The organism is Pseudohongiella spirulinae (genome assembly GCF_001444425.1).
In the GTDB taxonomy this organism is placed as follows: domain Bacteria; phylum Pseudomonadota; class Gammaproteobacteria; order Pseudomonadales; family Pseudohongiellaceae; genus Pseudohongiella; species Pseudohongiella spirulinae.
Window position 1 is genome coordinate 2,156,470 of sequence record NZ_CP013189.1, and the last position, 24,516, is coordinate 2,180,985.

Annotated in this window: 22 protein-coding genes; 11 read left to right on the forward strand and 11 right to left on the reverse strand. The window is 55.0% G+C overall.

Features of this window, described 5'->3' with window-relative positions:
* Nucleotides 1-54 precede the first annotated feature (54 nt).
* Nucleotides 55-315, reverse strand: coding sequence for an FmdB family zinc ribbon protein (locus PS2015_RS09950; protein ID WP_058022100.1), 261 nt, complete (start codon nt 313-315; stop codon nt 55-57).
* Between the two features lie 211 nt (nt 316-526).
* Between PS2015_RS09950 and PS2015_RS09955 the strand changes: the two genes are divergently transcribed.
* From PS2015_RS09955 to PS2015_RS09980, 6 genes are all read left to right on the forward strand, one after another.
* Nucleotides 527-895, forward strand: coding sequence for an HU family DNA-binding protein (locus PS2015_RS09955; protein ID WP_058022101.1), 369 nt, complete (start codon nt 527-529; stop codon nt 893-895).
* Nucleotides 896-990: 95 nt separating this feature from the next.
* Complete coding sequence (locus PS2015_RS09960) at nt 991-2,730, forward strand: proline--tRNA ligase (protein ID WP_058022102.1); 1,740 nt, start codon at nt 991-993, stop codon at nt 2,728-2,730.
* A 32-nt stretch (nt 2,731-2,762) separates the two neighbouring features.
* Entirely contained in the window at nt 2,763-4,109 is a 1,347-nt protein-coding gene (locus PS2015_RS09965; protein ID WP_058022103.1) for a YihY/virulence factor BrkB family protein, read from the forward strand.
* Nucleotides 4,106-4,483, forward strand: a complete 378-nt coding sequence (gene arsC / locus PS2015_RS09970) for an arsenate reductase (glutaredoxin) (RefSeq protein ID WP_058022104.1) — start codon at nt 4,106-4,108, stop codon at nt 4,481-4,483. Before PS2015_RS09965 ends, arsC begins: the two co-directional genes overlap by 4 nt.
* A gap of 16 nt (nt 4,484-4,499) precedes the next feature.
* Nucleotides 4,500-5,111: an NAD(P)H:quinone oxidoreductase gene (gene wrbA, locus PS2015_RS09975; RefSeq protein ID WP_058022105.1), complete on the forward strand. Its 612-nt coding sequence runs from the start codon at nt 4,500-4,502 to the stop codon at nt 5,109-5,111.
* Nucleotides 5,108-5,524, forward strand: a complete 417-nt coding sequence (locus PS2015_RS09980; protein ID WP_058022106.1) for a DUF2069 domain-containing protein — start codon at nt 5,108-5,110, stop codon at nt 5,522-5,524. The genes wrbA and PS2015_RS09980 overlap by 4 nt, the downstream gene beginning before the upstream one ends.
* Here PS2015_RS09980 and hda read toward each other — a convergent pair.
* Together hda and PS2015_RS09990 are read right to left on the reverse strand one after the other, a co-directional pair.
* The gene (gene hda, locus PS2015_RS09985; protein ID WP_169792297.1) at nt 5,502-6,251 is read right to left on the reverse strand and encodes a DnaA regulatory inactivator Hda; all 750 of its coding nucleotides are present in this window, start codon (nt 6,249-6,251) and stop codon (nt 5,502-5,504) included. The two genes, PS2015_RS09980 and hda, sit on opposite strands and share 23 nt — an antisense overlap.
* Entirely contained in the window at nt 6,251-7,351 is a 1,101-nt protein-coding gene (locus PS2015_RS09990) for a DUF2066 domain-containing protein (protein ID WP_156412715.1), read from the reverse strand. The genes hda and PS2015_RS09990 overlap by 1 nt, the downstream gene beginning before the upstream one ends.
* 107 nt (nt 7,352-7,458) lie before the next feature.
* Between PS2015_RS09990 and purM the strand changes: the two genes are divergently transcribed.
* From purM to PS2015_RS10005, 3 genes are read left to right on the forward strand one after another with little or no spacing between them, the layout of a single operon-like run.
* Nucleotides 7,459-8,532 carry a phosphoribosylformylglycinamidine cyclo-ligase gene (purM, locus tag PS2015_RS09995; RefSeq protein ID WP_058022109.1) on the forward strand — a complete coding sequence of 358 codons (1,074 nt, stop codon included), beginning with the start codon at nt 7,459-7,461 and terminating at the stop codon, nt 8,530-8,532.
* A complete protein-coding gene (gene purN / locus PS2015_RS10000) occupies nt 8,529-9,194 on the forward strand; it encodes a phosphoribosylglycinamide formyltransferase (RefSeq protein ID WP_058022110.1) in 666 nt (221 codons plus the stop codon). Before purM ends, purN begins: the two co-directional genes overlap by 4 nt.
* A gap of 60 nt (nt 9,195-9,254) precedes the next feature.
* A complete protein-coding gene (locus tag PS2015_RS10005; RefSeq protein ID WP_058022111.1) occupies nt 9,255-10,040 on the forward strand; it encodes a DUF3108 domain-containing protein in 786 nt (261 codons plus the stop codon).
* A 45-nt stretch (nt 10,041-10,085) separates the two neighbouring features.
* Here PS2015_RS10005 and PS2015_RS10010 read toward each other — a convergent pair whose 3' ends face one another.
* The 3 genes from PS2015_RS10010 to fliD all read right to left on the reverse strand — a co-directional run bounded on the left by PS2015_RS10010 (nt 10,086) and on the right by fliD (nt 14,916).
* Nucleotides 10,086-11,558 (reverse strand): sigma-54 dependent transcriptional regulator, encoded by a 1,473-nt coding sequence (locus PS2015_RS10010; protein WP_058023262.1) that lies wholly within the window; start codon nt 11,556-11,558, stop codon nt 10,086-10,088.
* Between the two features lie 116 nt (nt 11,559-11,674).
* The gene (gene fliS / locus PS2015_RS10015; RefSeq protein WP_058022112.1) at nt 11,675-12,073 is read right to left on the reverse strand and encodes a flagellar export chaperone FliS; all 399 of its coding nucleotides are present in this window, start codon (nt 12,071-12,073) and stop codon (nt 11,675-11,677) included.
* A 23-nt stretch (nt 12,074-12,096) separates the two neighbouring features.
* Nucleotides 12,097-14,916 (reverse strand): flagellar filament capping protein FliD, encoded by a 2,820-nt coding sequence (gene fliD, locus PS2015_RS10020; protein ID WP_058022113.1) that lies wholly within the window; start codon nt 14,914-14,916, stop codon nt 12,097-12,099.
* A 256-nt stretch (nt 14,917-15,172) separates the two neighbouring features.
* Between fliD and PS2015_RS10025 the strand changes: the two genes are divergently transcribed.
* Entirely contained in the window at nt 15,173-16,213 is a 1,041-nt protein-coding gene (locus PS2015_RS10025; RefSeq protein ID WP_058022114.1) for a hypothetical protein, read from the forward strand.
* An 85-nt stretch (nt 16,214-16,298) separates the two neighbouring features.
* Here PS2015_RS10025 and PS2015_RS10030 read toward each other — a convergent pair whose 3' ends face one another.
* Nucleotides 16,299-16,775 carry a flagellar protein FlaG gene (locus PS2015_RS10030; RefSeq protein WP_058022115.1) on the reverse strand — a complete coding sequence of 159 codons (477 nt, stop codon included), beginning with the start codon at nt 16,773-16,775 and terminating at the stop codon, nt 16,299-16,301.
* 140 nt (nt 16,776-16,915) lie between these two features.
* The gene (locus PS2015_RS10035; protein ID WP_058022116.1) at nt 16,916-19,021 is read right to left on the reverse strand and encodes a flagellin N-terminal helical domain-containing protein; all 2,106 of its coding nucleotides are present in this window, start codon (nt 19,019-19,021) and stop codon (nt 16,916-16,918) included.
* Nucleotides 19,022-19,265: 244 nt separating this feature from the next.
* On the opposite strand from PS2015_RS10035, the gene PS2015_RS10040 reads away from it, so the two are divergent.
* Nucleotides 19,266-19,613 (forward strand): flagellar protein FliT, encoded by a 348-nt coding sequence (locus PS2015_RS10040; RefSeq protein WP_058022117.1) that lies wholly within the window; start codon nt 19,266-19,268, stop codon nt 19,611-19,613.
* A gap of 14 nt (nt 19,614-19,627) precedes the next feature.
* Here PS2015_RS10040 and flgL read toward each other — a convergent pair whose 3' ends face one another.
* From flgL to flgJ, 3 genes are read right to left on the reverse strand one after another with little or no spacing between them, the layout of a single operon-like run.
* Complete coding sequence (gene flgL, locus PS2015_RS10045; protein WP_058022118.1) at nt 19,628-20,872, reverse strand: flagellar hook-associated protein FlgL; 1,245 nt, start codon at nt 20,870-20,872, stop codon at nt 19,628-19,630.
* 2 nt (nt 20,873-20,874) lie between these two features.
* Complete coding sequence (gene flgK / locus PS2015_RS10050; protein WP_058022119.1) at nt 20,875-23,556, reverse strand: flagellar hook-associated protein FlgK; 2,682 nt, start codon at nt 23,554-23,556, stop codon at nt 20,875-20,877.
* Nucleotides 23,553-24,512 carry a flagellar assembly peptidoglycan hydrolase FlgJ gene (gene flgJ / locus PS2015_RS10055; protein WP_058022120.1) on the reverse strand — a complete coding sequence of 320 codons (960 nt, stop codon included), beginning with the start codon at nt 24,510-24,512 and terminating at the stop codon, nt 23,553-23,555. Before flgJ ends, flgK begins: the two co-directional genes overlap by 4 nt.
* Nucleotides 24,513-24,516: the final 4 nt, after the last annotated feature.

A 24,516-nucleotide genomic window follows, 5' to 3' on the forward strand; every position in this document is an offset into this window, starting at 1 on the left:
GTTTCCTGTCTTCCTTTTGTGAGCGTGGTGCGTTGTTTAACGCACCGGTGACCATCAGGCCGCCGGTGTGCTGGCTGCGCTGCTTTTTGAACCGCTGTCGCCGGCGGAGTCCTGGGTCCCGTGTTTACGGTTGCCCGTTTTAAAATCAGTCTCGTACCAGCCACCACCTTTCAGCCGAAAGCTGGGAGCTGATACCTGCTTGGCCAGAGCCGGCTTATGACAAACCGGACACTCTGTCAGCGGAGCATCGCTCATACGCTGGATAGCCTCCAGTTGATGCCCGCATTGTGCACACCGATATTCATAGATTGGCATGATTCTACCGTGACCTCCGCCTGATTTTCAGTTTAAAAGCAGACTTATTGAAAAGCCGCCGATTATACCTGTTTTATCTGTATTCATCACCTGAATTGACGCTTTTCCAACCCCCGTCATTCCAGGCTTGCTACTACCCATTCAATCCTTTATAAATAGCGTCTCTAAAGGAATTTTCAATCCACTCATTTAATTTCAGAAGAGAAGCAGCATGGCAGCGAGCAAAGCAACAGCAAAACCAGCCCCCAAGAAAAAAACCACTGCGATTACCGAGAAATACACCAAGTCAGCCATCCTGGCCGAAATAGCCCAGAACACTGAGCTGAGCAGAAAACAGGTAGATGCCGTTCTGAACGAACTGGGCGATCTGATCGAGCGTCACATCAAAAAGCGCAGCTGCGGCGAATTCACCCTGCCCGGCCTGCTGAAAATCAAAGCCGTAAAAAAGCCGGCCCAACCGGCCCGCAAAAATGTCCCCAACCCCTTCCGACCGGGTGAATTCATGGACATTCCAAAAAAGCCGGCCAGCACCCGGGTCAAGGTCCTGCCGCTGAAAAAGCTCAAGGAATTTGCTCAGTAAAACGCTTCGCAGAGCAAGCAGCCGAAAACTTCTGTACCCGCGTTCTGCCAGGCAGTTCGCGGGTTTTTTGCCATTAACCGTTCTATGGATAGTCCATGCGTACCAGTCAATATCTGATAGCCACCCTTCGAGAAACACCGGCCGATGCAGAAGTCATCAGCCACCAATTAATGCTGCGCGCGGGCATGATCCGCAAACTGGCCAGCGGCATGTACACCTGGCTGCCAGCCGGGCTTAAAGTGCTGCAAAAAGTCACGCAGGTGGTGCGCGAGGAAATGAACAAATCCGGTGCACTGGAAGTATCCATGCCGGTCGTACAGTCAGCCGAGCTTTGGCAGGAGTCTGGTCGCTGGGATCAGATGGGCCCTGAACTGCTGCGTTTTGTGGATCGTCACAACCGTGATTTCTGCCTGGGTCCGACCCACGAGGAGGTCATTACCGATCTGATCCGCAACGAATTCAACAGCTACAAGCAGCTACCGGCCAATTTCTATCAGATTCAGATGAAATTCCGGGACGAGCGCCGCCCCCGTTTTGGCGTGATGCGCGCGCGCGAGTTTTTAATGAAAGACGCTTACTCCTTCCATCTGGATGAAGCATCCCTGCAGCAGACTTATGAGGTTATGTACCAGACCTACAGCAACATCTTTACCCGCCTGGGTCTGGATTTCCGCGCCGTGCTGGCCGATACCGGCAACATCGGCGGCAGCACCTCACACGAGTTTCACGTACTGGCCGACTCCGGCGAAGATGATATTGTATTCAGCGCCGATGGCAGTTACGCCGCCAATATTGAACTGGCCGACGGTCACATGCCCGACCTGGACTATTCTGCCGATGAACCCGTGGCCGCAGCCGCCTCAGAGGTCGACACCGGCACTGCGCACACCATTGATGACGTCGCAGAGCTGTTGCAGATCGAGGCGCGCCGCCTGCTCAAAACCCTGATTGTGAAAGCGGCCGTGACGGATGACAACCCGCACGGCCTGATGGCATTGGTGCTGCGTGGTGATCAGGAATTAAACGATATCAAGGCCGAAAAACTCACCGGCATTGTCACGCCGCTGACCTTTGCCAGCGACGAAGAAGTGGTGGCTGCCGTAGGCTGCAGACCCGGCTGCCTGGGACCAATCGACCTGCCCTTCCCGGTCATTGCTGACCGCAGTGCCGAAGCCTTGCGCAATTTTGTCTGCGGTGCCAACAAAACCGGCAAGCATCTGCGCGATGCCAACTGGGACAGCAACTGCCGGTACACGGGTACTGCCGATATCCGCAAGGTACGCGAAGGCGATATCAGCCCGGATGGTCACAGCCCGCTGTCTATCAAGCGCGGCATTGAGGTCGGTCACATTTTCCAGTTAGGTACCAAATACAGTCAGGCCATGAATGCCGCCGTACTGGATGAAAACGGCAAATCGGTGCTGATGACCATGGGCTGTTATGGCATTGGTGTCAGCCGTATCGTCGCCGCCGCTATTGAACAGAACCATGACGAAAACGGCATCATCTGGCCGGATGCCCTGGCACCTTTTCAGGTAGCCATTATTCCGCTGAATGCCCACAAATCCGAAAAAGTCACCCAGGTCAGCGAAAAATTGATGGCCGAACTACAGGCAGCCGGTTATGAAGTTCTGCTGGATGATCGAGACAAAAAGACCAGCCCCGGTGTGAAATTCGCCGATATGGAGCTGATGGGCATCCCGCATCGCATTGTGGTATCTGACCGCGGACTGGAAAACGGCCAGCTTGAGTACAAAGCCCGCCGCGCCAGCGAGCCGGAAATGGTGGTGCATGATGATATCATCAGTTTTTTGGCACAACGCATCTCGCTTTGAACAACTGTCGCCATGACTGACAGGAGTCTGACATGCAGGTTCGATCTCTTGCAGATCTGAAACAACTCACCGAGCAGTGGTTGTGGCGCGATGACGCGACCAGCAATCCCTGGTGGCGCCGAACCGGCATGCAGGCCCTGCGAATAGCCTACGCCATCGTCCGCGACATGGCCGAAGGCCACCTGTCATTGCGGGCCATGAGCCTGGTCTACTACACGGTAATAGCCTTTGTGCCGCTGCTGGCTCTGACCTTTGCAGTATTAAAGGGCTTGGGTGTGCACAACGCCATGGAGCCAATGCTGCTGGGGCTGCTGGAACCCTTTATGGGGGAGTACAGCACCGATATCACCAGCAACGTGGTCAACTTTGTTGATAACGTGCGGGTTGATGTATTGAGTGTAGTCAGCCTGGGCGTGCTGCTGTATACCGTGCTGACCATGATGCAGCGCATAGAGCTGACTTTTAACTACATCTGGTCTGTCTCGCAGGCCCGCTCACTGGCCAATCGCGTCAGTGAGTATCTGTTTGCTGTCATTGTCAGCCCGCTGCTGATTCTGCTGTCGGTGGGTATCGCCTCCTATGTGAACACCACCTTTTTTGTGCGCTACCTGGAGACTCTCAGCGTCGGGGTAAGCATCCTGCAATTTATGGCCGCGGTCATGCCGGCGGTATTTATGTCGCTGGCCTTTGCGTTTGCATTCAGTTTCATCCCCAACACCCGGGTTAAATTCAGCTCGGCTTTTATCGGCGGCATTGTCACCACCGTCGCCTGGAAGGTCATGGCCTGGGTGTTCCAGAATTTCATCACAGTCAACTCTCCCAACGCCATCATTTACGCGGCTTTTTTTGCCTTGATCCTGTTGATGCTGTTTATCTACCTGGGCTGGTTGATGCTACTGATCGGCTCTTCAGTGGCGTTTTATCATCAGTATCCCTCCAAAACCCGCACGGGCCGCAAGCCCCTTAAGTTAAGCCTGCGTGATCAGGAAGAGTTGAATCTGAGCGTTGCTTACCTGATCATTCGGCGCTTTCAAAACGACGAACCACCGTGGACGCTGGAAGAACTATTAGCCTATACACATCTGGGCACACCCGCTCTGGAAAGCGCCCTGCAGACGCTCACTGATATTGGTTTTATCAGTAGTACAGATGAACATCCGCCCCGTTATTTACCCGTGCACAGCGTCGACTCGCTGCGCATTTCTGATTTGCATAAACAATTGCGCCACTGGTCCTATGACCAGGCGCACTGGCATGCCGCCGTGCCCGAGCTGGCGCAGGTCCGCCGCTGGCTGGATACCGCGGAAACGCATGGACACGAAAACTGTGGCAACAAAACTTTTTCTGAACTTATCAAGGAACAACACTCAGACTCATGACCGAATACCAGATTTACCATAACCCACGCTGCTCCAAGTCCCGTCAGGCACTGGCCTTATTGCAGGAGCACGGCATCGAGCCAGAGCAGATTCTGTATCTGGACTCAGCACCGGAGCAGCATACACTACGCGAGCTGCTGGAGCTGCTGGGTATCAGTGCCCGCGAACTGTTGCGCAAGGGCGAGGCCGAATACAAAGAGCTGTCCCTGGCGGACCCTTCATTGGATGATGCGGCTCTGATCAGTGCTATGCACAATCACCCGCGTCTGATAGAGCGGCCGATTGTTGTCAGGACGCGGACCGAGGGCAAGCAGACACAACGACAGGCCGTATTGGGTCGCCCACCGGAAAACGTACTGGCCCTGCTGGCCTGACAGAGCGGAGACTAAGATGGCAGATATTCCTTATGCGCTGGTGTTGTACTACAGCCGCTCCGGCGCCACCGCCGCCATGGCCCGGCTGATTGCCCGCGGTATCGAACAGGCCGGTGACATTGAAGCGCGGCTTCGAACCGTGCCAACCGTCTCGCCGGACCACCAGGCCAGCGCGCCAGCCGTGCCTGCCGAAGGTGCCGTATACTGCAGCGAGGACGATCTGCGTTACTGCAGTGCCCTCGCACTTGGCAGCCCGACCCGTTTTGGCAACATGGCTGCAGCCCTGAAATATTTTCTGGATGGCACTGGCGCTTTGTGGGCCACGGGTGCTCTGGTGAATAAACCAGCGGCGGTATTCACCTCCACCTCCAGCATGCATGGTGGCCAGGAAAGCACCCTGCTCAGCATGTCCCTGCCACTACTGCATCACGGTATGCTGATTTGCGGTCTGCCGTACAGTGAGCCGGCGCTGATGCGCACTCAAAGTGGTGGCACCCCCTATGGGGCCAGCCATCTGGCCGGAGCCAACAGTGACCTGCCGCTAAGCGAAGACGAAAGTACCCTGTGCCTGGCGCTGGGCAAACGGCTTGGCACACTGACCTTGCAATTGACAGGAACATCATCATGACGGAAGTGTGGCAACCGGTACCCAAACCTGTAAAAAACGCCCGCATGGCGGTGATGGTCTCTTACTTTGGCATACTGGGCCTGTTCACCGGTGATGCGCTGGTGAGTCTCTTCCAGGGCGCACCACTGGCGGTTGCCATTTTCTGGTGGGTTTTCCGGATCTTACCCCTGTCAATCTTCTGGCCGGGACTGCGAAAAAATCACCTTCGCACTCACGCCTGGTTGAGCTTCGCCATCCTGATGTATTTTGTGCATGCCGTGGTGGTGTCGTTTGTGCCGGGTGAATTGTTCTATGGCCTGCTCTACAGTGTTCTGTGCACTGCACTGTTCTGTGCACTGATCTGGTATATACGGGTCGCCCGCAAGTATCTGGGCCAGAACCTGATGAGCCCTACCAGCCCATCAAAGTCTTGAGCATCGGAATGGTAATTCTGCGCCCTGCTTCCAGTGAGTGACGGTCCAGCTCATTCAACAGGCTAAACAGGCTGCTGGTGCTGCGCTCACTGCGACGCACCAGAAACTCTGCCACCTCATTACTGATCGTAAACCCGCGCCGTATTGCCCGCATCTGCAGCGCGGCAGCCTTGTGCTGGTCGTCCAGCACCTGCACATAAAATACCGCAGCAGACTGCAGCCGCGAGAGCAGATCGGGCAACATAAACGACATCTGCTGTGGACTGCGCGAAGCGGCCGCGATCAGGGCACAGCCAGACTGCGCCAGACGATTGTACAGACCGAACAGCGCCTGTTCCCAGGCGGACTGTGCCGGCATCTGATCCAGATGATCCAGGCACAGCACATCAAGCTGTTCCAGACCGTCCAGTACTTCTGGGCGAAGCGAGTCCGCGTCCGCAAAATCCAGATAAAAAACCTTCAGCCCTGCTTCATCCGCAGCGTGACAGACAGCCTGCAGCAAATGTGAGCAACCCGCCCCCTGTGAACCCCACAGCCAGGTAAAATCCTCCAGCAATGTGGCACCCTTGCGCGCCTCACACTGTTGCCAATTCAACAGGCGCTGCTGCAGATGTTTGACAGCCAGCGCACCCGTAGCGCTATCGGAAGGGACAAAGAAATTACTGAAAGTGGCCTCATCATCCAGACTGACGCGCAGTGATAATTGCCTGGGCGCACGACCGGTCATCAACGCGTCCATCGATAATGCAGGTCAGCCGTTTGCCGTGCATCGTTTGCAGCGCTCACCGTCTGCAGATCACGCCCCAGACTGATAAATTCCGCCAGTATCTGCTGATTGCCGGCCAGATCCAGACGCAACTCAACCGAATCGCCATGCAGTGCCGCCACCCTGGCAGAACGCACCACAGTCAACGACTCCAGGTAACTTACCAATTGTCGGTGATCACTTAATGTTCCGACGCCATCCACTCGCACCGTCACCTGCTCGCGCCGGTCAAACTCGCTTAACACCAGACCAAAATGCTGTGCCAGGCGGTTAGTAACCCGATCCAGCGGCATTTCCATGTAAGCCTCGCTGCTCATGGCAATGTGATCAAAAACAGTCTCTGAATCGCGAAACAAAAACTTCCACAGACCCACTTGCTGGCCATCGGCGGTCTCCAGAATACGGGCCGCCAGTATACTGTCAGCCGCGTAACGCTCAGCCAAAGCGCTCAGTGCCTCATTGCTGAGATCCCAGGCCTGCTGGCTGCTAACCAGCCGCCGGTCGGTCAAATCGAGAAGAGGGAACAACACGGGCACAGCTCTCCTGTCAGCAAACTGCTTTGCCTGTTCCAGATAATCATGTTCAGAACTGGAGCTGAGCATTTGTCGCCGACCATCTGCTGCCTGAATGGTCAGCAGCATCAGGACTGAGGCACGGTTGTTATCCCAGACCGGAATGTTTTCCTGATTCAAAAGTGCGTCCAGCTGACGCTGATCAAATCGCACATGAATCCAGCCTTGCATGTTTTCTGCCCGGTAGCTGACTTCAGCCACATAGCTGCCAGCCGTGCTCAGTGCCTGCGCAATACGAGCATTGTCCAGCCAGCGCCGCTCGCCAGTCACTTTGACAACCACCTGCTCCAGTGCCTGGCGATAGGCCCGATTCCGTTCAGCCTCACTCTGATTGCTCACAGCAATTTCGCTTTCGTAAAGGCCCTGCACCGGAAGCGCCTGTGCGGCAAGACTCATCAATATCAGAATCAATGCACCCAGCGACCGTAAAATTGCCAACGGCACCTGCATCGACAACCACTTTTGCGGCTTGTAAGTAAGATCAGACATGCGCGCATAATAATCGACTGACGAAGAGTGCGCCAACTGTTAAAATACGCGGCCTGTAAAATCATTACTCCCAGCATTCAATATACAAGGACTCAGCGACCACCACCATGACTAATCACAATGCCCCGTCCGACCCTAAAACGACAGGCCTCAGCTACAAAGACGCCGGTGTGGATATCGATGCCGGCGATGCGCTGGTGGAAAAGATAAAGTCGGTCACTCAATCCACCCGTCGTCCCGAAGTACTGTCCGGCTTGGGTGGCTTTGGTGCCTTGTGTGAGCTGCCACAGGGTTATCAGAAACCGGTGCTGGTCTCCGCCACCGACGGCGTGGGCACCAAGCTGAAGCTGGCGATTGACATGGGCAGGCATGACACCATCGGCATTGACCTGGTGGCCATGTGCGTAAATGATCTGATTGTCTGCGGTGCCGAACCGCTGTTCTTTCTGGATTATTACGCAACAGGTGGTCTGAATGTGGATGTTGCCACCGAAGTGGTCAGCGGCATAGGTGAAGGCTGCCGCCAGGCCAATTGCTCACTGATTGGTGGCGAGACGGCCGAGATGCCAGGCATGTATCAGAAAGGTGACTATGATCTGGCTGGTTTTTCCGTCGGTGTTGTTGAAAAAGACGGCATCATCACCAATGACAAGGTTCAGAGTGGCGACTGCCTGATCGGCATTGCCTCGTCAGGTCCGCATTCCAATGGCTACTCGCTGATTCGTAAAGTCATTGAGGTAAGCGGTGCAAAACTGGACGATCCTTTTGGTGACTCCACCCTGGGTGAAGTTCTGCTGACACCCACCGAAATTTACGTCAAAGCCATGCAAGAGCTGATCAGGCAGGTGCCCGTGCACGGTATGGCACATATTACCGGCGGTGGCATTCTGGAAAATCTGCCGCGGGTCATGCCCGACTACACGCAGGCCAACATCGACAGCGATAGCTGGCAGCGCCCGGCGATTTTCGACTGGCTGCAGAGCAACGGCGATATTGCGCCACGCGAAATGCTGCGCACCTTCAACTGCGGCCTGGGCATGATTGTCTGCGTGCCCGAGAAAGACGCTGAACAGGCGGTGGAAATTTTGAGCCAAATGACCCGCGGCGCCGCGATCATCGGGAGGATCGTCGACAGTGATCAGCAAAAACCGCATGTCAATGTGACAGGTCAATATGCATGAGTGAGGCACACAATCCCGCGCGGCCATGCCGGGTGGTGGTGCTGATTTCAGGCAATGGCAGCAATCTGCAGGCCTTGCTGGATGCGCAGGCCAACAGCCATTACCGCATTGTTGCCGTCATCAGCAACCGCCCGGAAGCCTTCGGGCTGCAGCGCGCCGCAGCCGCAGGCGTTGCCGCTCAGGTAGTGGATCACAAGAGTTTTGACAGCCGTGAATCCTTTGATGCCGCGCTGATTCAACTGATCGACCAGTGCAAGCCGGACCTGCTGGTGCTGGCCGGCTTTATGCGCATTCTCAGTTCAGGTTTTGTTCAGCATTATCAGGGCAGACTGTTAAACATCCACCCATCGTTGTTGCCGGCCTATAAAGGCACGCAAACACATAAACGGGTGCTGGAGGCTGGTGAGCGCCAGCATGGGGTAAGTGTGCACTTTGTCACTGAGGAACTTGACGGTGGCCCGGTAGTCAGACAGGCTGTGATCCAGATCGGCGCTGAGGACAGCGTTGAATCATTGCAGCAGCGTGTGGCCGTTGAGGAACACCGCATTTACCCGCAGGTAGTTGCGTGGTTTGCCGCCGGACGTCTGCGCCTGACAGCACAGGGACCCGAGCTGGACGGAGAGATCCTGCCGCCGCAAGGTGTTCGCGACCCGATCAGCTAGGGCAACGAAAAAATCAGCCGGGCGACACACAGATATCAAGGGACAGACCAGGAGATTTGCATGACCAACACTCGCACTTGCATGTTGATGGCCGGAAAGCTCGCCCTGTTCAGCAGTCTGTTAATGGCCACATCTACATCATTGGCGCAATCCGGCATCGAACTTGATGGCGTTGCCCTGCCCGCCCCCACACCTTACGCTGCTACCTATCAGGCCCGCGCTATGGGTTTTCGCACCGAGGCCTACCGCCAGCTCAATCTGCAGCAAGACGACAGCTACCACGTTCGTCACGGACTGGAGCTGTCGGTACTGGGTGCCACCCTGATTTCCGTGGAAGAAAGCAGTCAATTCAACTGGAGCGACCGGGGCGCTGTACCGCTGGACTATCACTACCGGCAGGGCGGCGTGCGCAAGCGCGATGAGCGCATCAGTTTTGACTGGGACTCATCGATTGCGATGATGAACCGCGATGAGCGACAGAAACAGGCAGAGCTGCAAGGCGGACTGCTGGATAATCTGAGCTTTACCGCACAAATGAGTGCCGATCTGCTGCGTCTGGCGCAAACCACCGACCTGACTGCCGGCGGCCAGACGCTACAATACGAACTGATGGACTGGAATGAAGTGGATATTCACACCTACACCATCGTGGGGGCAGAGCGCATAGAAACACTGCTTGGTGAAGTCGATACTCTAAAAATTGAGAGGGTACGTGCACCAGAGCGTGACCGCAGCACGACCATCTGGCTGGCCGTCGATCACGAATACACTCTGGCCCGACTGGAACAGGTGGAAGGCGGCACGCGCACCGAGCTATTGCTTAAATCCATTGAGATGAATCAATAATATTCCGGTTACGCCATACGGCGGCGCTATTTCGACCCATTTGCGTCAGCGCTGCAAATCGTATTTGCGCATCTTCTCCACCAGTGTGGTGCGGCGAATATTGAGTCGGTCGGCCGCTCTGGCCACCACACCACCGCTGTCATCCAGCGCCTGCTCAATCAGATTGCGCTCAAGATTGGCCAGATACTCTTTCAGATCCAGGCCATTCAGCGGCAGCAAATGGCTGTTATCAACATTACCACTGCTCAGCATCATCTCGGCCATGCCACCGGCGCTATTGTTTTCGTCGGCGACCGGCGTGCTGCCCACAGGAATAGCTGGTGGCTCATCAGCCAGCGCGACATCCAGCGGACGCCGGAACTGTTCGGGCAGATCGTTCTCACCCACCACGGCATGCGGATGCAAAATAGCCATGCGCTCCACCAGGTTGGCCAGCTCCCGCACATTGCCCGGCCAGGCATACTGCGACAGCGCCTTGATGGCTGACGAGTTGAAACGCACAGAGCCACGTTTGCTGTGCTCCAGCCGACTGATCAATTCGTTCAGCAAGTGCGGAATGTCGGAGGCACGTTCGCGCAGCGAAGGCATCTCGATGGGAAACACATTCAGACGATAAAACAGATCCTGGCGGAAACTACCCTCGCTGATCATGTCCTCCAGATTACGATGGGTAGCGGCCAGAATGCGCACATCGGTCTGCATGGTCTTGGTACCACCCACCCGCTCGTAACACTGCTCCTGAATCACCCGCAGCAGTTTCACCTGCATATTCAGGGGCATGTCGCCGATCTCATCCAGAAACAGTGTGCCGCCCTGAGCCAGCTCAAAACGGCCAACACGGGTGGAAATTGCGCCGGTAAACGCACCTTTTTCGTGACCAAAGAGTTCGCTTTCCAGCAGCTCGGGAGGAATGGCACCGCAGTTAATGGGAACAAAAGGTTTGGTTGAGCGCGCCGAGTTAGCATGCAGATTGCGGGCGACTACCTCCTTGCCGGTACCCGACTCGCCGGTAATCAGCACCGTGACCTCAGTATTGGCCACCTGCGACATGACCTGACGGATTTTTTGCACCGCCGGGCTGTCGCCGACCAGACTGCGGAACATATTGTAGTCGCGCACCTTGCCGATCTCGCGCAGGCGCGCATAATGATCACCGTAAACCTGAGTTTTGTGCAGCGCATCCAGCATGGGCTGATAACTCAGCGGCATGGGTAGCGTGGCGACCAGACGGTTAAGCACCGCATCTGGCAGCCCGGGCATGTCCTGATCACCCAGAATCACCAGTGGTATGCCATCATGCCAGGCCACCAGTTCTTCCAGCAGCGTCTGCATCAAAGATGGTTTGTAGTGACCCACCAGCACCAGCTTCAGCTCGTCTGGCTCAATCTGCAGCTCGGACAGCTGTTCAGACCACCGGGTACGTGGCACAGTGACCGTGGACTCACCCAGAAACTGCAGCACAATTTCCAGATCGTGGCTGAGTTTTTTGCTGTCTTCAATCAGTAATATTCGTGTCATGCCCATACCGGCTCACCCAGATGGTGAGCACGCAAATTGTTCTGCCTTCAAAAGCCTCAATTAGACAATGAGCGCTTGTTCGGCGTCAAACATCAATATGGGTTAAAACAGGGTCATCATGCCGATTTGCGAGCTGGATCAATTTCCTGCCAGGTGCTTTTCAGGGTTTTCAGCAGATCAGAGACCTCATCAACGATGGTCACGTCGTTTTTAAGGTTGGCTTCCAGCAGGCGGCGCTGCATGTAATCGTAAAGGCGATCCAGATTATCCACGTAGTCCGGTGCCTGATTGCGATCCAGACTGCCCTGCAGACCGCCAATGATAGTGGTAGCCTTGCCGATCATGGCACCTTTCAGGGCAATATCACGACGCTCGATGGCACCACGAGCCTGAGTCAATCGCTCCAGAGCGCCGTTCATCAGCATCAGAATCAGTTGATGGGGGTTGGCACCTTCTACCGAGCCAACATTATTGACACGTTGATACTGGGCAATGGCGCTGTTGGGTGCGTACATGGGTTTTTCCTCGTCAGATCAGATTATTTTTTACGATTCGGGGTCATCATGGCTTCCAGCATCGGCAATTGCGATTCCAGAAAACTCACCGTGTTATTGAAATTGGAGATAATGATGTCATTGGCCAGGAAGGATGACTGCAAACGGCGCTCGGTCGCCGCCAGCCGCTCCTCCAACTCCTGACGTTTTTCAGCAATGCGCTCAAGCTCGGCATTCAATGAATCACGACGACCGGTTAGCACCCCCTCGCTGCCCAGCATGGAGTCAACCAGTGCCGTCAGGCGACTGGCGACACCGCGAAAGTAGTCGATCGTGCCGCGACTGCCGACCTCACCGTCGGTAATACGCACGCGCAGTCCGGAAGCTGCATCGGCAGTGCCGCTGGCCGCCGCGCCCGCCTGGCCGTTGGCCCCGTTGCCTGTGGCAAAACCAAAGACCGCCGCGGCATTGCCTTCCAGACTGGAAATGGTCACCGAGGAGTTGTCACCACGACTGCCGGAGGTCACCTTGAAGCCGCCCACCTCCGCATCATATGTCACAGCCACCAACTTGCCAGCGGCTATCAGCGCCGGATCATTGTTGATCGCCGTCTGCAGGGTCTCGGCCACGGCATTGCTATCCGTATTAGCCAGTACACCCAGGGTGATGGATCCGGACAGCACGCCATCCACCCGCAGGCGGAACTTGTCTGCTGCCGTGCTGGTCGACAGATCACCATGCGCCGCATTCAGGTAATAACCCGCCGTGGCTGGATTCTCGCCAGTGGAAGCCACCAGCACCTGCCCCGAGCCCTGCGCTTCAATGCCATTGATCAGACCTTGCACATCGGTACCGCGAATCGAGGTAACCGGCTCGCCGTGCCCCTCAAACAGGCCCAGTCGCGTGGCACTGGCCAGGTTGATATCACTGAAGATGATTTCATCGCCGGCATTGGCGGTGGAGAACACCAGTCGCGCCGTCGAATCATCACTGTTATAGACATAGTCAACATTCACGCTGATGCTATCACCGGCCAGTGCGGCATCAATCTGAGACTTGAGCGCGGCGGTTAACTCATCGGGCGTGTTGTAAGTCACCGGCGTACCGGCATCGCCAGGCAACGCCAAAAGTCCCGTACTGATGCCATTCACAGACAGACTGTATTGGGTATCGCTGTCCACCAGCAATGGCGTAATAAAGTTGCTGCTGCTTTGACCATCTGCCGTCGACAGTCCAGACAGCTCGCGCCCCTGGTAGGGTCCCTGCCCCTCTTTAACCAGTCCCAGCGTGGCAGAGGTTTCTGCATCTGCCTCAATAATGCGAATCACCGACTCGCTGCCGTAGCGGTTGGAGGTCATCTCAAAGCGTGACTCGTCGCTGTTGTAGGTTACCGTGACGGAATTTGCGGAATTGATCAGCTCAGCATTGCTGTTGATCTGCCGCTGCAACTCTTCGGCCAGCAGGTCCGCGGTGGCGTAGGTGCCTTCGGTCAGATCAATGCTGACCTCGACATTATTGAGAAAAATATTAAAACTGTTGTTGGCATCGGTAATCTCGATATTACCAGCGTCCAGGGCAGCGACAGCGATACCCTGATAACGACCGACCTCGGCCATGCGGGTAATTTCCAGGCTATAGCTACCGGGTTGAGTGGCACTGCTGGCTGAGACAAATGACACGCTTTCGTCGCTGGGTATACCCGTAGTCGCAAACAAGGCTGTGATGGCTTCAGGATCCGCCTGAAATGCCTCCTCAAAAGCACTGCGGTCGAACTCCATCATGTAGTTGTTAAACTGGTTGGTGGTCACACCCACTTCAGCCAAAGATCCATAAGTTGAGCCCAGAGTAAACGAGCGCAAGGTCGAGTTAAGTTGATTCATGACCGTGCGTATGCCACGGTCACCGGTCAGCACACTGCCCTGCCCATTATCTCCGGCATCCGGATCAAACGCCGTCAACACATCCGTCACGGTTTTAAGGGCGTTGTAGCTGTCCACCACGCCCTGCACTTTATCCATCAGGTCTGAAGGATCTTTACTGATGCTCAGGGTCGCAGGTCCGCTTGAGACCCCTTTAAGGTTCAGGGTCACACCCGGAATCACTCCCCCCACCAGGTTGTCACTGCGGGTAATGGCCAGACCGTTAACCGTAAACTGTGCATCCTGGGCTGCCTGGGTCTGCAACATCTCCTGACTGGCCAGGTTATAGTTAAAGGCCTCGAACGAGGCTGAACCAGTGGCAGTCAATTCCATGCTGTTATTGGCACCGCCTTCTTCGGTGGTAAACAGCAAGCGGAAACCCGTACCGTCATCAACAATGGTGGCCTGAACACCGAAATTCGCCTTATTCACAGCATCACGAACACCGGCCAGTGTATTGTTACTGCTATTGATGGTAATAGAGCGCGACTGAGTTTCCGGGTTGACAGCAAAACTCTGATAATTATCGAACTCATCGAATGTTGTTGTACCAAAGCGAAAGGTCAGTGTGCCCAGCCCCACCGTCTCGGTGGTAGCTGCATAAGCCTGCGAGGCTACGGTATGCTGCTGCGCCAGTTGCTGCACGTTGATGCTGTAATTGCCGTCGGCGGCTACACTGCTGGCGGTGGCGGTCAACACAGACTCGTTACTGCTATTAGCCTGACTGGCGTTGAAGGCAGAAATATTGTTGAGCTGCTTGACCGCTGTATTAAATTCGCCCAGCACACTGCTGACCTCTCCGAAAGCCGACAGTCGCGCCTCGGTGATCTCCTGATCCCGATCCAGTCGCGCGGTGACTGGCGCACGCTCCGCCTCGACCAACTGCTCCAGCAGTTCGCTGGTCAGGAGCCCGGATCCGATACCCAAGGATTGAATAGTTGCCATAGTGTCCTTTCGTGTGATCAAGCACTTTGCGCTGATAAAGCAAATTACGAGCCAGCTAAGCCGGGACTGTAATATCAGCCACTTACTCCCCATGTATCGGTCAGCAGCGGAGAATCTTGACCCTTAAGCGGCAAAGCCTTGCCGCTGTCTGCCGTCCCCGGTTAGTCACAAGCCGTCACACACGCTGTCGCACAGGGGATTGAGTGTCAGCCCCTGTCCGGCTAGAATCGGCCTTACCTTATAAGGAGAAGAAGCTATGTTCAGTAGACCAACACTCGCCAGCGGTCTCGCGCTGCTGGGTGCCAGCGCTCTGTCAGCCGCCATGCTCTCATCAGGCGCGCTGGCTCAGGAGGACTACACCCCGCCCCGCACCTGGGACGGCGTACCCGATCTGCAGGGTGTGTGGCGTAATGCCACGGTAACGCCGTTGACCCGGCCACGCGAGCTGGGCACCCGCCAGACCTATACTCGCGAAGAGGCGTTCCAGCTGGAACGTGCCGCCCAGCAGGCTGTGGAAGAAGATAACGAACCCCTGGATCCCAACCGGCCACCACCACCAGCCGTGGATCTACCTCCTGTCGGCAACTACGACCTGTTCTGGACCGACCGTGGTATGTTTATGCCCACCATCAACGGAGAGTTCCGTACCTCCATCATTATCGACCCGCCCGATGGCCAGATGCCCGGTTATACCGAGGAATTTCTGGAGCGTCGCGCCCGTGAGCGCGCCACCGGCCCGGACCCCTTCGACGGCCCCGAGGGTCGTGGTGTAGGTGAGCGCTGCCTGCTCGCCTTCGGTTCGAACTCCGGGCCGCCCATGCTGCCAGTGATGTACAACAGTCACTACCAGATCGTGCAATCACCTGGCTATGTCACCATCATCGTGGAGATGGTTAATGATGCCCGCATCATTAAAATACAGGATGATCATGACCCCCATGCTGACGTAATGAACCGATGGATGGGCGACTCCATTGGACGCTGGGAAGGTGACACGCTGGTGGTAGAAACCCGCCACTTTAACCCCTGGCAGAGTTTCCGTGGTGCCTCGGAGAATCTGACAGTGACTGAGCGATTCCGTCGAGAATCAGACCACAAGATCATTTACAGTTTCACCGTGGATGATCCGACTGTGTTTGAATCCAGTTTCACCGGCGAACTGGCGCTGACTGCGTATGATGATCCGTTGTTTGAGTATGCCTGTCACGAGGGCAACTACGCTCTGGCTGGTACGCTGGCCGGCGCCCGCATGGCTGAGGAAGAAGCTCGCAAGGCGGCTGAAGACGCCGCAAACTGAAAACACTGAGCGAAGCAAGCCATGCCACAAGCAAAAGGCCGACAAACCAATTGTCGGCCTTTTTATATCTGTTCGAGCGAGAATCTTAAACCTGAGTTTTAAAAAGAGAAATCGGCTCCTGGGATTCCAGCTTTTTAGCCAACTCCAGTGCTTCTTTACTGTCAAACTGCCGCAGCACCTTGCGCGACTCCCGATCCACCACCGTCACCGACGGCTCCTGATTCTCCGGGTCGATATCAAAGATCAGATCACGCTTTACTGTCTGCACATACTCATTGAGGCGCGATACCGCCTGTTCCAGCTCACCGTCTTCAAGAGGCGGTTCGGAAAGCATTGATTTCGCGCCCGGAGTTGCTGAAGTGAAACGCTGCGCTGGCTGTGACTCCTGGCGCTGTTGCTGCTTGTTTCCAGAACCCTTGTGCTGAGAATCCTTGTGCACATCTTCCTGCGGATTACGACGCTTGGGATTAGCGTCAAGATCATTCTCCACAGATTCAACAGAATTGACCTTCCCCCGGGTTACGGGTGCGGGCTGAAACCGGGTAATACTGATTTCACTCACAGCAGGTCTCCAAGAAAACGTGTATCTGCCACAGAAAAACACTCACCAGCACGTCTGGCACAAAAAAATCCGCCCGGCGTCTACCTTGTTATCGGTAGCGGCCGGGCGGACTTTAGGACTTTAGCTTACTTTTCGGGAAATTAACCCAGCAGCTGCAGTACCTGCTGGCTCTGAGCGTTGGCCTGCGCCAGCATGGAGACACCCGCCTGCTGCAGGGCCTGACTACGAGCCAGGTTGGCAGCTTCAGCCGCAAAGTCTGCGTCCTGGATTCGAGAGTTGGCGGCTGCAAACTTCTCGGAGGTCGCTGACAGGTTCTCGATAGTCGCTGTAAAGCGGTTCTGCACCGCACCCAGCTCGGAACGTGACGCTGTGATAGACGCCAGGGCATTGTCGATAGCAGCCAGAGCTTCCGTTGCGCCAGCCTGGGTAGACAGGTCAACATCTTTCAGGAATTGACCTGCTTCCGCACCACCGAAAGTACCTACCTCGAAACCAAGCGCTTCAAGTTCGGCATTGCCGTTGTTGCCGCTGGATACTGTAAACTGCCCTGCAGATTGCAGCGTGATAGTGCCATAAGAGGTGACACCGTCTGCAGCGGTAGCGGCATTGTCGGCAAACACGGCTGCGGTCGCAATACCAAAGTCTGCAGCGGTAACAGTATTAGTCACATCATCGTCAAGTGACATGACGATGTTGCGGCCGTCCGCTGCTGACAATGACAGACCTGTTCCGGTATCTGTAGCCACAACACCTGTGTTGCCGCTGACGGCGTTGATTGCCGCTACAGCCGCTGTGCGACTATCTTCCAGAGTAGCACCTACAGTCAGGGTAATGCTCTCACCATTCAGGAACAGAGTACCCTGGTCGCCGGCTGCAGCACCGCTGGTTGTGCTGGTTCCGCTAACAATATTTTCATTGACAACAGCAGTCACGCCGGTTTCCGCTGACGAGCGGTTAACCGCCGCCGCAATCGCAATTGCCGAAGCTTCTTTGGAGCTCGATTCTGTGCCGGCATAGGACGCTGTATCGTCAGTTGCGACAGCCGCTCCGATACCCACGCCGTTGATGACAAGGTCACCTGCAACCAGGGCATCTGGCACCACATTGTCGGCTTGCGTTCGAGATTCAGTGCTTGTCGCAGCGACTGAAGCAGAATAGGTACCAGCTGTCAGACCTGCGTTAGCAGTCGCTGTACCACCGATCACAATCTCGTCTACACCCGCATTAGCCACCAGAGTCACGCCGCCCTCATAAGTACCGGCGGCAGCCAGTCCTGTCGCAGCAGCCGTGACAGTGTCAAAAGATATTTGTACATTGCGACCATCAGCTGCAACCAGCTCGATACCCTGAGAGTCGTCCCCGGTATCGATAGCCGTCACTCCGGTCAAACCTGACTGAGCGTTGATTGCATCAACCACTGATGTACGGGTTGCCGCTGTGTCAGTAGTAGTCGTCAGTGTGATTTCCGTGCCATTAATGGTCACGCTGCCTGAAGCCCCGGCGCCAGTCATTGAGGTGCCGCCGACAAGGTTTTCGTCAACAACAGCAGTCACACCAGACTGATCAGACACTGCATTGATAGCAGCGGCTTTGGCAATCGCACTGCCTGCCTTATTGTCGGTAGATGCAGAATCATCAGACGCCTTAGAGGCACCGACGGCTACACCATTGATGGTCAGGTTGCCAACTGACAACGCTGAATCTGTTGCAGACGCGGTCAAACCGCTCTTTTCAGCCACACCCAATGCATCAGTGCTCAACTTGCCAATAGAAACTTCGATAGTTTCACCGGCATTCGCACCAATCTGGAAGTTCGTATTGTAAGAACCATCCAGCAGTTTAACGCCGTTAAAGTTGGCTGTATCAGCGACGCGGCCCACTTCAGCAATCAGTGCCTGAGCTTCTTCGTTAAGAAGCTGACGATCCGCATCGCTGTAGGAACCGTTAGCAGACTGTACCGCCAGTTCGCGCAGACGCTGCAGAGAGTCTGTCATGGAGCCCATGCTGGATTCAGCCGTTTCAGCCAGAGAGATACCGTCATTGGCGTTACGAACCGCCATGTTCAGACCTTTGATCTGGGAAGTGAAGCGCGTGGAGATCGCCAGACCTGCGGCGTCGTCTTTTGCACTGTTGATACGCAGACCGGAAGACAGACGTTCCAGAGCCTGGTTGGTACCGGCCTGAGAACTGTTCAGGTTACGCTGCGCGTTAAGTGAAGCAATGTTTGTATTGATGACTTGAGCCATGCTGTTTACTCCTGAGTTTACACATTAAAACCGGACCGCATATCACATCACATGCGTTACTTCGTTTAACGACACAGGAAAACAAAGCTTTAGACGTTTTTTTTCAATTTGTCGGGGCTCGACAGAAATTTTTTTTCTTTAGGATTTTTTTTGACTATGTTACAAGTAATCAAACTGCTATTACCTGCAGACTTTTATATAGCTACTGAATTAGCCACTAACAATACAGGCAGATACCCGCACCATGAGCAAACCGGAAAATCATGATAAATCAATTACTGATCAATGGATTAGCTGGAAGAAAATCCTGGATGCCAGTCAGCAATTGGTGCAACTTGCCGAACAAAAAAACTGGTCGCGTCTGGAGCGTCTGCAACAGGATCGTGATCAGTTGATCGAGCAGTTTTTTTTAGCACAGCCGCACCCGGAACTGATTTCGAAAATTCAATCTGACATCAAAACAATCTGTGATCAGGATCGCAAAATCATTCAGATGGTAGAAAAAAATCGTGAGCAACTAGGTGCTGAAGCACAGCGGCTCAAGTCGATGAAAAATCGCATCCAGCAGTATGTATCGACAGAAAAGTCGTAAACTTTAATCGCTGTTTAAATCTGGTTAAACAGCGACATTCGATTAATGCGGGTGAAGGTGGCCTGCGCTGCTTCCAGCACAAACGACTCCTGTGTAAGCTGGCTGATCGCCTTGGCGTAATCCAGATCTGACAGTTCAGATAAGGTAGTACGCACCACCAGCTCAAAATCCTCATTGCTGGCTTTGGCGGCATCTACTTGATTGAGGCGTGCACCAATAGCGCTGGTCGTTTTGATTACCTGATCCTGAGCATTGGTGAGATTCAGCATGGTACTCTGCATCGATTGAGCCAGTTGCTCACGCTCACTACTGCTGTTACCCAATCGCTGAAGATCCGCAATATAGTCTTCAAGACCCTCCAGCAGACCTTTCTGATTACTGGACTCCAGCTTGAAGGTATCACCTACTGCCGGACTACCTGATATGCGAAAGGCCATGCCTGCCACTTCAATCTCGCCACCACTGGCAAACGGCTTATCCTGCACCAAGACGCGTCCATCAGAGGCCTGTTTGATCGTGTAATTCAAGCCCGGCGGATTGATATTGCTGGTCGGGTTAAACTCTACAACCACGCTTTCCGGGTAAAACGCCTGAAATGCGTGCTGATCGCGAATCACTGGACGACCAATTGCAGCCGGTGGCTGCGCCTGGTTGGTTTCAGAAGCACTGCTCCTGGCCGTAGGTTCAGCACTCCGGACTTTCATGAAGACTTCATGTCCGGAGTCATTGGCTGCTACTGACGTCACAGGGCCAATCTGAATAAAGCGCTGGCCTTCATCGCCTCGATACTCATAACGCCCCTCGGCATTTTTCACAAACGGCTGCTCGTTGCCCTGATAACCGGAGAACAGATACTCACCACTGGCGTCACGCGAGTTCATAAACTGCGCCATGCCATCAACCACGGCCTGCAACTCAACGGCGATGGTTTTGCGCTGATCAAAGTCCAGCGCACCATTACCAGACTGACCAATCAGCTCCTGGGCACGTTGAATAAGATCACTGACGCCGCCAAGAGCGCTCTCTTCGCGCTGCAGTCGGGAGTTCAATGTCGACAGACTGTTGTTAAACTGCTTGAGACCAGCCAGTTCCTGATTCAACTGAAGAATTCGGGTTGAAGCAATGGGATCATCCGCAGGAGTCAGGACTCTTTTATTGGTGGAAATCTGCTCCTGAGTTTTACTGACCTGACGCTGAATATCCAGCATGGGATTCAGACCACGACTGAAGAGTTGATAGGTCGACATTCTGACTGACATGATCAGATCCTCAGCAAAGTATCAAACAGATCGCGCGCCAGGGTAATCAGGCGAGCTGACGCATTGTAATGTTGTTCCAGTTGAATCAGTCGGGCGGCTTCTTCTTCCAGATTGACCCCGGCTACCGACTGCAGTGCATCCATGGACTGACGCAACATAGATTCACCAGCGTTTTGATTAACACGCGCCTGGCTGGTCAAAATACCGACCTTTTCAGCGAGCTGCCCGTAGACATCCTGATAGGTCTGATTCTCTCCTCCCAGCATGGCCTTGCTGTTCAGCGCCAGCATGGACAGCCCATTGCGGTTGTCCGCACTGCCATTGCGGTTATAGCCAATCATAAAGGTATCACCAGCGCGTGGTGCACCATCGGCACCACTGCCGCTGGCCATCACCACATCAATGCCGAGATAGTTTGCTTTCAGCTCGGGTGTGGAGCCTACTATGCCGTCATTGCGATTAGAAAAGACCTGGGTATTGGCAGCCAGTTGCATCTGCAATTTCCCACCAACAGTAAATTGTGGATCCACATCGGCGGCACTTACCGTTTGGGCCGGATCCGCACCTTGATCAACAGTCAGCGAGCCGCCACCACTGAGACTGAAATTGAGGTCCACGCCGGAGGTGGCATAAACAGTCAGTTTGCTGCCATCACTGCGCGCGTAAATACCTTGCGCCTGCAGATCTGCACTACCGTTTATCTTGTCGCGCAGGTAATCAGGCATATTGCCGCTATAGGATGGGTCCGGGGCGATATTGTTAAGCGGGTCACCAGACAACCAACCGGCGGTTGTGACATCCTTGCCGTTTAATTGAATAACCAGATCATTACCGGCATCGCTGGCATCAAATCCCGCGATCACCGTTTCTGTATAGGCCGTTGCCTGCACGCCATTCAGGCCGGACAGTCGACGCGCCATACTGGCCGCACTTTCATCAGCGACCACTGTTAGCTGTTGATATCGGATAAAACCGGTTTCGGGGTCAGTCGTCTGAAAGCGCAGCTCCTCGCCCGGATAACCATTGCTTGCCGATCCCACCTGTAAGGCACCAGCAGCCAGGCCGTTGCTGGTCAGCGTCAGTCCGCCAGGCTCCGTCGGGAACAGGCTGTTGTCTGAACCCGGTACAAAACTCAGATTGCGCATGGGCGGATCAGTATGTACGGGATTGGCCGGATCGGAATAATTCAGAACATCGTAAGTGGTAGGCGAGGTAAAACGTACCATCAGCGGTGGGGTCAGTTGTCCGTCTTTACTGAACAACGGCGTATCCACACTCATCACCCGGGAACTGAGTACCCTCGCCCCACCCTGGTTGGCACTGCCGGTCTGCACGCGAATCGGTGACGCAAAGGCAAACTCTTCTGCACGCTTGATCTGAACCGACATATCGGTCGCGCCGCTACTGGTCGGTTTCAGCAAAAAGCGATCGCCGACCTGATAACTGCCGCCTTCAAAGTTAAGACTGAACCCGTCCACTTTCACAGATTGCGGCATGGCATCGGACAACAATCCATCGGCCACCACTTTGTTGTCAGACAACCGGACGAGTGTATATTTTTTGCCGGGACCATCAAATTTTAATTCGTAGTCACTGACCTGCAGATCAGCCAGCGACTCGATGGTGACGTTTAACTCCCGGTCATTCGGTGGCAAATTGTTGAGTGAGGACTTGACCCTGCTCGCAGCGATGCGCGGATCGTTCACATCGCGAAAAATATTGCCGCCCAGACTGCCTTCCAGGTTCATGCCCAGTTTGTTTTGTTCATTCACGCCAGCAGCGATGGAAGTGGCAAGCAGGCCCACTGACCCAATGGCTGGCAATAGTGCATCCTGCCGGAAACGCAGCAAACCGCCCACCTCACCACCCGTCATCAGCCGGTTGACTACCTTGGATTCGGACTTACTCTGAAACACCAGATCAAAGCGACTCGCATCAGTGGCGCCAGGTATGGCTCTTACCGTTTGACTGGCTGTCCCGACCACCAGCGCTTGTCCCTGGCCGACAAAAATATCCTGCGCACCGTTGTCTCGGGCAACGGTTGAGACATTCACGTAACGGCCGAGCTCCTGCACCAGTACATCCAGCTTGTCCAGCAGATCATTGGGTGAACCGTTGCCGCTGCCAGCATCGCCAATGGATTTATTAAGTGCGGCAATCTGTTGACCCAGGGAGGTAATATTGTCGGCCGCGCCCTGTAGCTGTTTGTTAACCGCGCTGTTTTGCTCCAGCAGGCGAGATTCAATGGCTTTAAATCCGGCCACCATTTGCTGCGACTGGGTCATCAGAAGCTCGCGGCCGAGCATGGAGCCGGGATCGTTGACAGCCTGATTGACGGCATCAAAAAAGCCATTCATGGTGTTGGCCAGGTTGGTCTGATCAGCCGCCAGCAGATTGTTGACCTGCGAGACATTTACCAGGTAAGCGTCGGCCTCACTAAGCACACCCATATCCCGGATGACCTGATCAACCAGGTACTTTTCTGTGTGACGGTTAATCTGGTCAATATTGACGCCAGTGCCCAGATAGCCAGCTGCTGTCGCGGTCGCCGGATTGGTACTCTGAATCACCGACTGCCGTGTGTACCCTTCGGTGTTGGCGTTGACGATATTGTGACCGGTGACCGACATGGCCGTCTGGTTAAGACGAATACCGGTGATAGCTGTATTTAACAGAGCGCTCATCTAAGATTGACCTCTTGCCAGCCATCACGCAGCACCGGGCTGTTCATGACACTCTCAATTTTGTTGCCGTATTCAGGGTCGGTGGCATAACCGGCCTGTTGCAGGCGGTGACCCAGACTGCTGTTTCCGGCATGACTGTCGGCACTGTCAGCCAGCACCAGTTGATAGCGCGGCTGGCTGCTCAGCAGCGTCACATAGTCTTCAAAGCTTTCAGCAAAGGAGTTGTAGGCACGGAAATCTGCCCGCTCGCGTTGCATCACACCATCGCGAAACTCCAGTGTGCTGACACTGACTGAACGACCCTGCCAGGACGCGCCGGCCTTGATGCCAAACAAGTTAAAACTTGGCTCGCCGTTATCACCGATAGCCATTTTTTGGCCCCAGCCGGTTTCCAGTGCGGCCTGAGCAATCAGCTCGCGCGGCTGCACACCCAGGCGGGCGGCTGCATTTTCAGCCAATGGCAGCAGGGCATTTACAAAGTCTTGCTGGGTTTCAAAGTGTTGCGCGGTGGCGGCGGCCTGGCCATGCGGCGCAGGTACCGACATCGCTGCCGGGCGACCACTGAAGCGGCGCTGCGGATTAATCGCACCATTCATCTCTGCAGGCTCGGTTGCGCTACCGGCGGCACGTGCCGCCTCTTCCGGATAACGCGCCATCAACTGCCGGTGCAGGGCGTCGGCCAGGCCAATGCCGCCGGAAGATGCCATGTGCAGAGCCAATTGATTGTCCATGTTTTCGCGATGAAACTTCATTTCATTGCTGTTCAGGTAATTGTCCGAAAACAGCGAGTCTTCGCCGGCGCGCATACCCTTCAGCATCATGCTCAGGAAAATACCTTCAAACTGCTCAGCCACCTTGCGCATGGCCTGCGAGGTATTTTCCTTACCCAACTGGCGAATGGAGTTCAGGCCATTCAGCTCGGTAAAAACAGATGCATCTGACAATGTGGCGCTCATCGAT

Bases quoted from the DNA above. Each gene is read 5' to 3' on its own strand.
- PS2015_RS09950 (WP_058022100.1), bottom strand. From the start codon at position 315: ATGCCAATCTATGAATATCGGTGTGCACAATGCGGGCATCAACTGGAG.
- PS2015_RS09955 (WP_058022101.1), top strand. From the start codon at position 527: ATGGCAGCGAGCAAAGCAACAGCAAAACCAGCCCCCAAGAAAAAAACC.
- PS2015_RS09960 (WP_058022102.1), top strand. From the start codon at position 991: ATGCGTACCAGTCAATATCTGATAGCCACCCTTCGAGAAACACCGGCC.
- PS2015_RS09965 (WP_058022103.1), top strand. From the start codon at position 2,763: ATGCAGGTTCGATCTCTTGCAGATCTGAAACAACTCACCGAGCAGTGG.
- arsC (WP_058022104.1), top strand. From the start codon at position 4,106: ATGACCGAATACCAGATTTACCATAACCCACGCTGCTCCAAGTCCCGT.
- wrbA (WP_058022105.1), top strand. From the start codon at position 4,500: ATGGCAGATATTCCTTATGCGCTGGTGTTGTACTACAGCCGCTCCGGC.
- PS2015_RS09980 (WP_058022106.1), top strand. From the start codon at position 5,108: ATGACGGAAGTGTGGCAACCGGTACCCAAACCTGTAAAAAACGCCCGC.
- hda (WP_169792297.1), bottom strand. From the start codon at position 6,251: ATGACCGGTCGTGCGCCCAGGCAATTATCACTGCGCGTCAGTCTGGAT.
- PS2015_RS09990 (WP_156412715.1), bottom strand. From the start codon at position 7,351: ATGTCTGATCTTACTTACAAGCCGCAAAAGTGGTTGTCGATGCAGGTG.
- purM (WP_058022109.1), top strand. From the start codon at position 7,459: ATGACTAATCACAATGCCCCGTCCGACCCTAAAACGACAGGCCTCAGC.
- purN (WP_058022110.1), top strand. From the start codon at position 8,529: ATGAGTGAGGCACACAATCCCGCGCGGCCATGCCGGGTGGTGGTGCTG.
- PS2015_RS10005 (WP_058022111.1), top strand. From the start codon at position 9,255: ATGACCAACACTCGCACTTGCATGTTGATGGCCGGAAAGCTCGCCCTG.
- PS2015_RS10010 (WP_058023262.1), bottom strand. From the start codon at position 11,558: ATGACACGAATATTACTGATTGAAGACAGCAAAAAACTCAGCCACGAT.
- fliS (WP_058022112.1), bottom strand. From the start codon at position 12,073: ATGTACGCACCCAACAGCGCCATTGCCCAGTATCAACGTGTCAATAAT.
- fliD (WP_058022113.1), bottom strand. From the start codon at position 14,916: ATGGCAACTATTCAATCCTTGGGTATCGGATCCGGGCTCCTGACCAGC.
- PS2015_RS10025 (WP_058022114.1), top strand. From the start codon at position 15,173: ATGTTCAGTAGACCAACACTCGCCAGCGGTCTCGCGCTGCTGGGTGCC.
- PS2015_RS10035 (WP_058022116.1), bottom strand. From the start codon at position 19,021: ATGGCTCAAGTCATCAATACAAACATTGCTTCACTTAACGCGCAGCGT.
- PS2015_RS10040 (WP_058022117.1), top strand. From the start codon at position 19,266: ATGAGCAAACCGGAAAATCATGATAAATCAATTACTGATCAATGGATT.
- flgL (WP_058022118.1), bottom strand. From the start codon at position 20,872: ATGTCAGTCAGAATGTCGACCTATCAACTCTTCAGTCGTGGTCTGAAT.
- flgK (WP_058022119.1), bottom strand. From the start codon at position 23,556: ATGAGCGCTCTGTTAAATACAGCTATCACCGGTATTCGTCTTAACCAG.
- flgJ (WP_058022120.1), bottom strand. From the start codon at position 24,512: ATGAGCGCCACATTGTCAGATGCATCTGTTTTTACCGAGCTGAATGGC.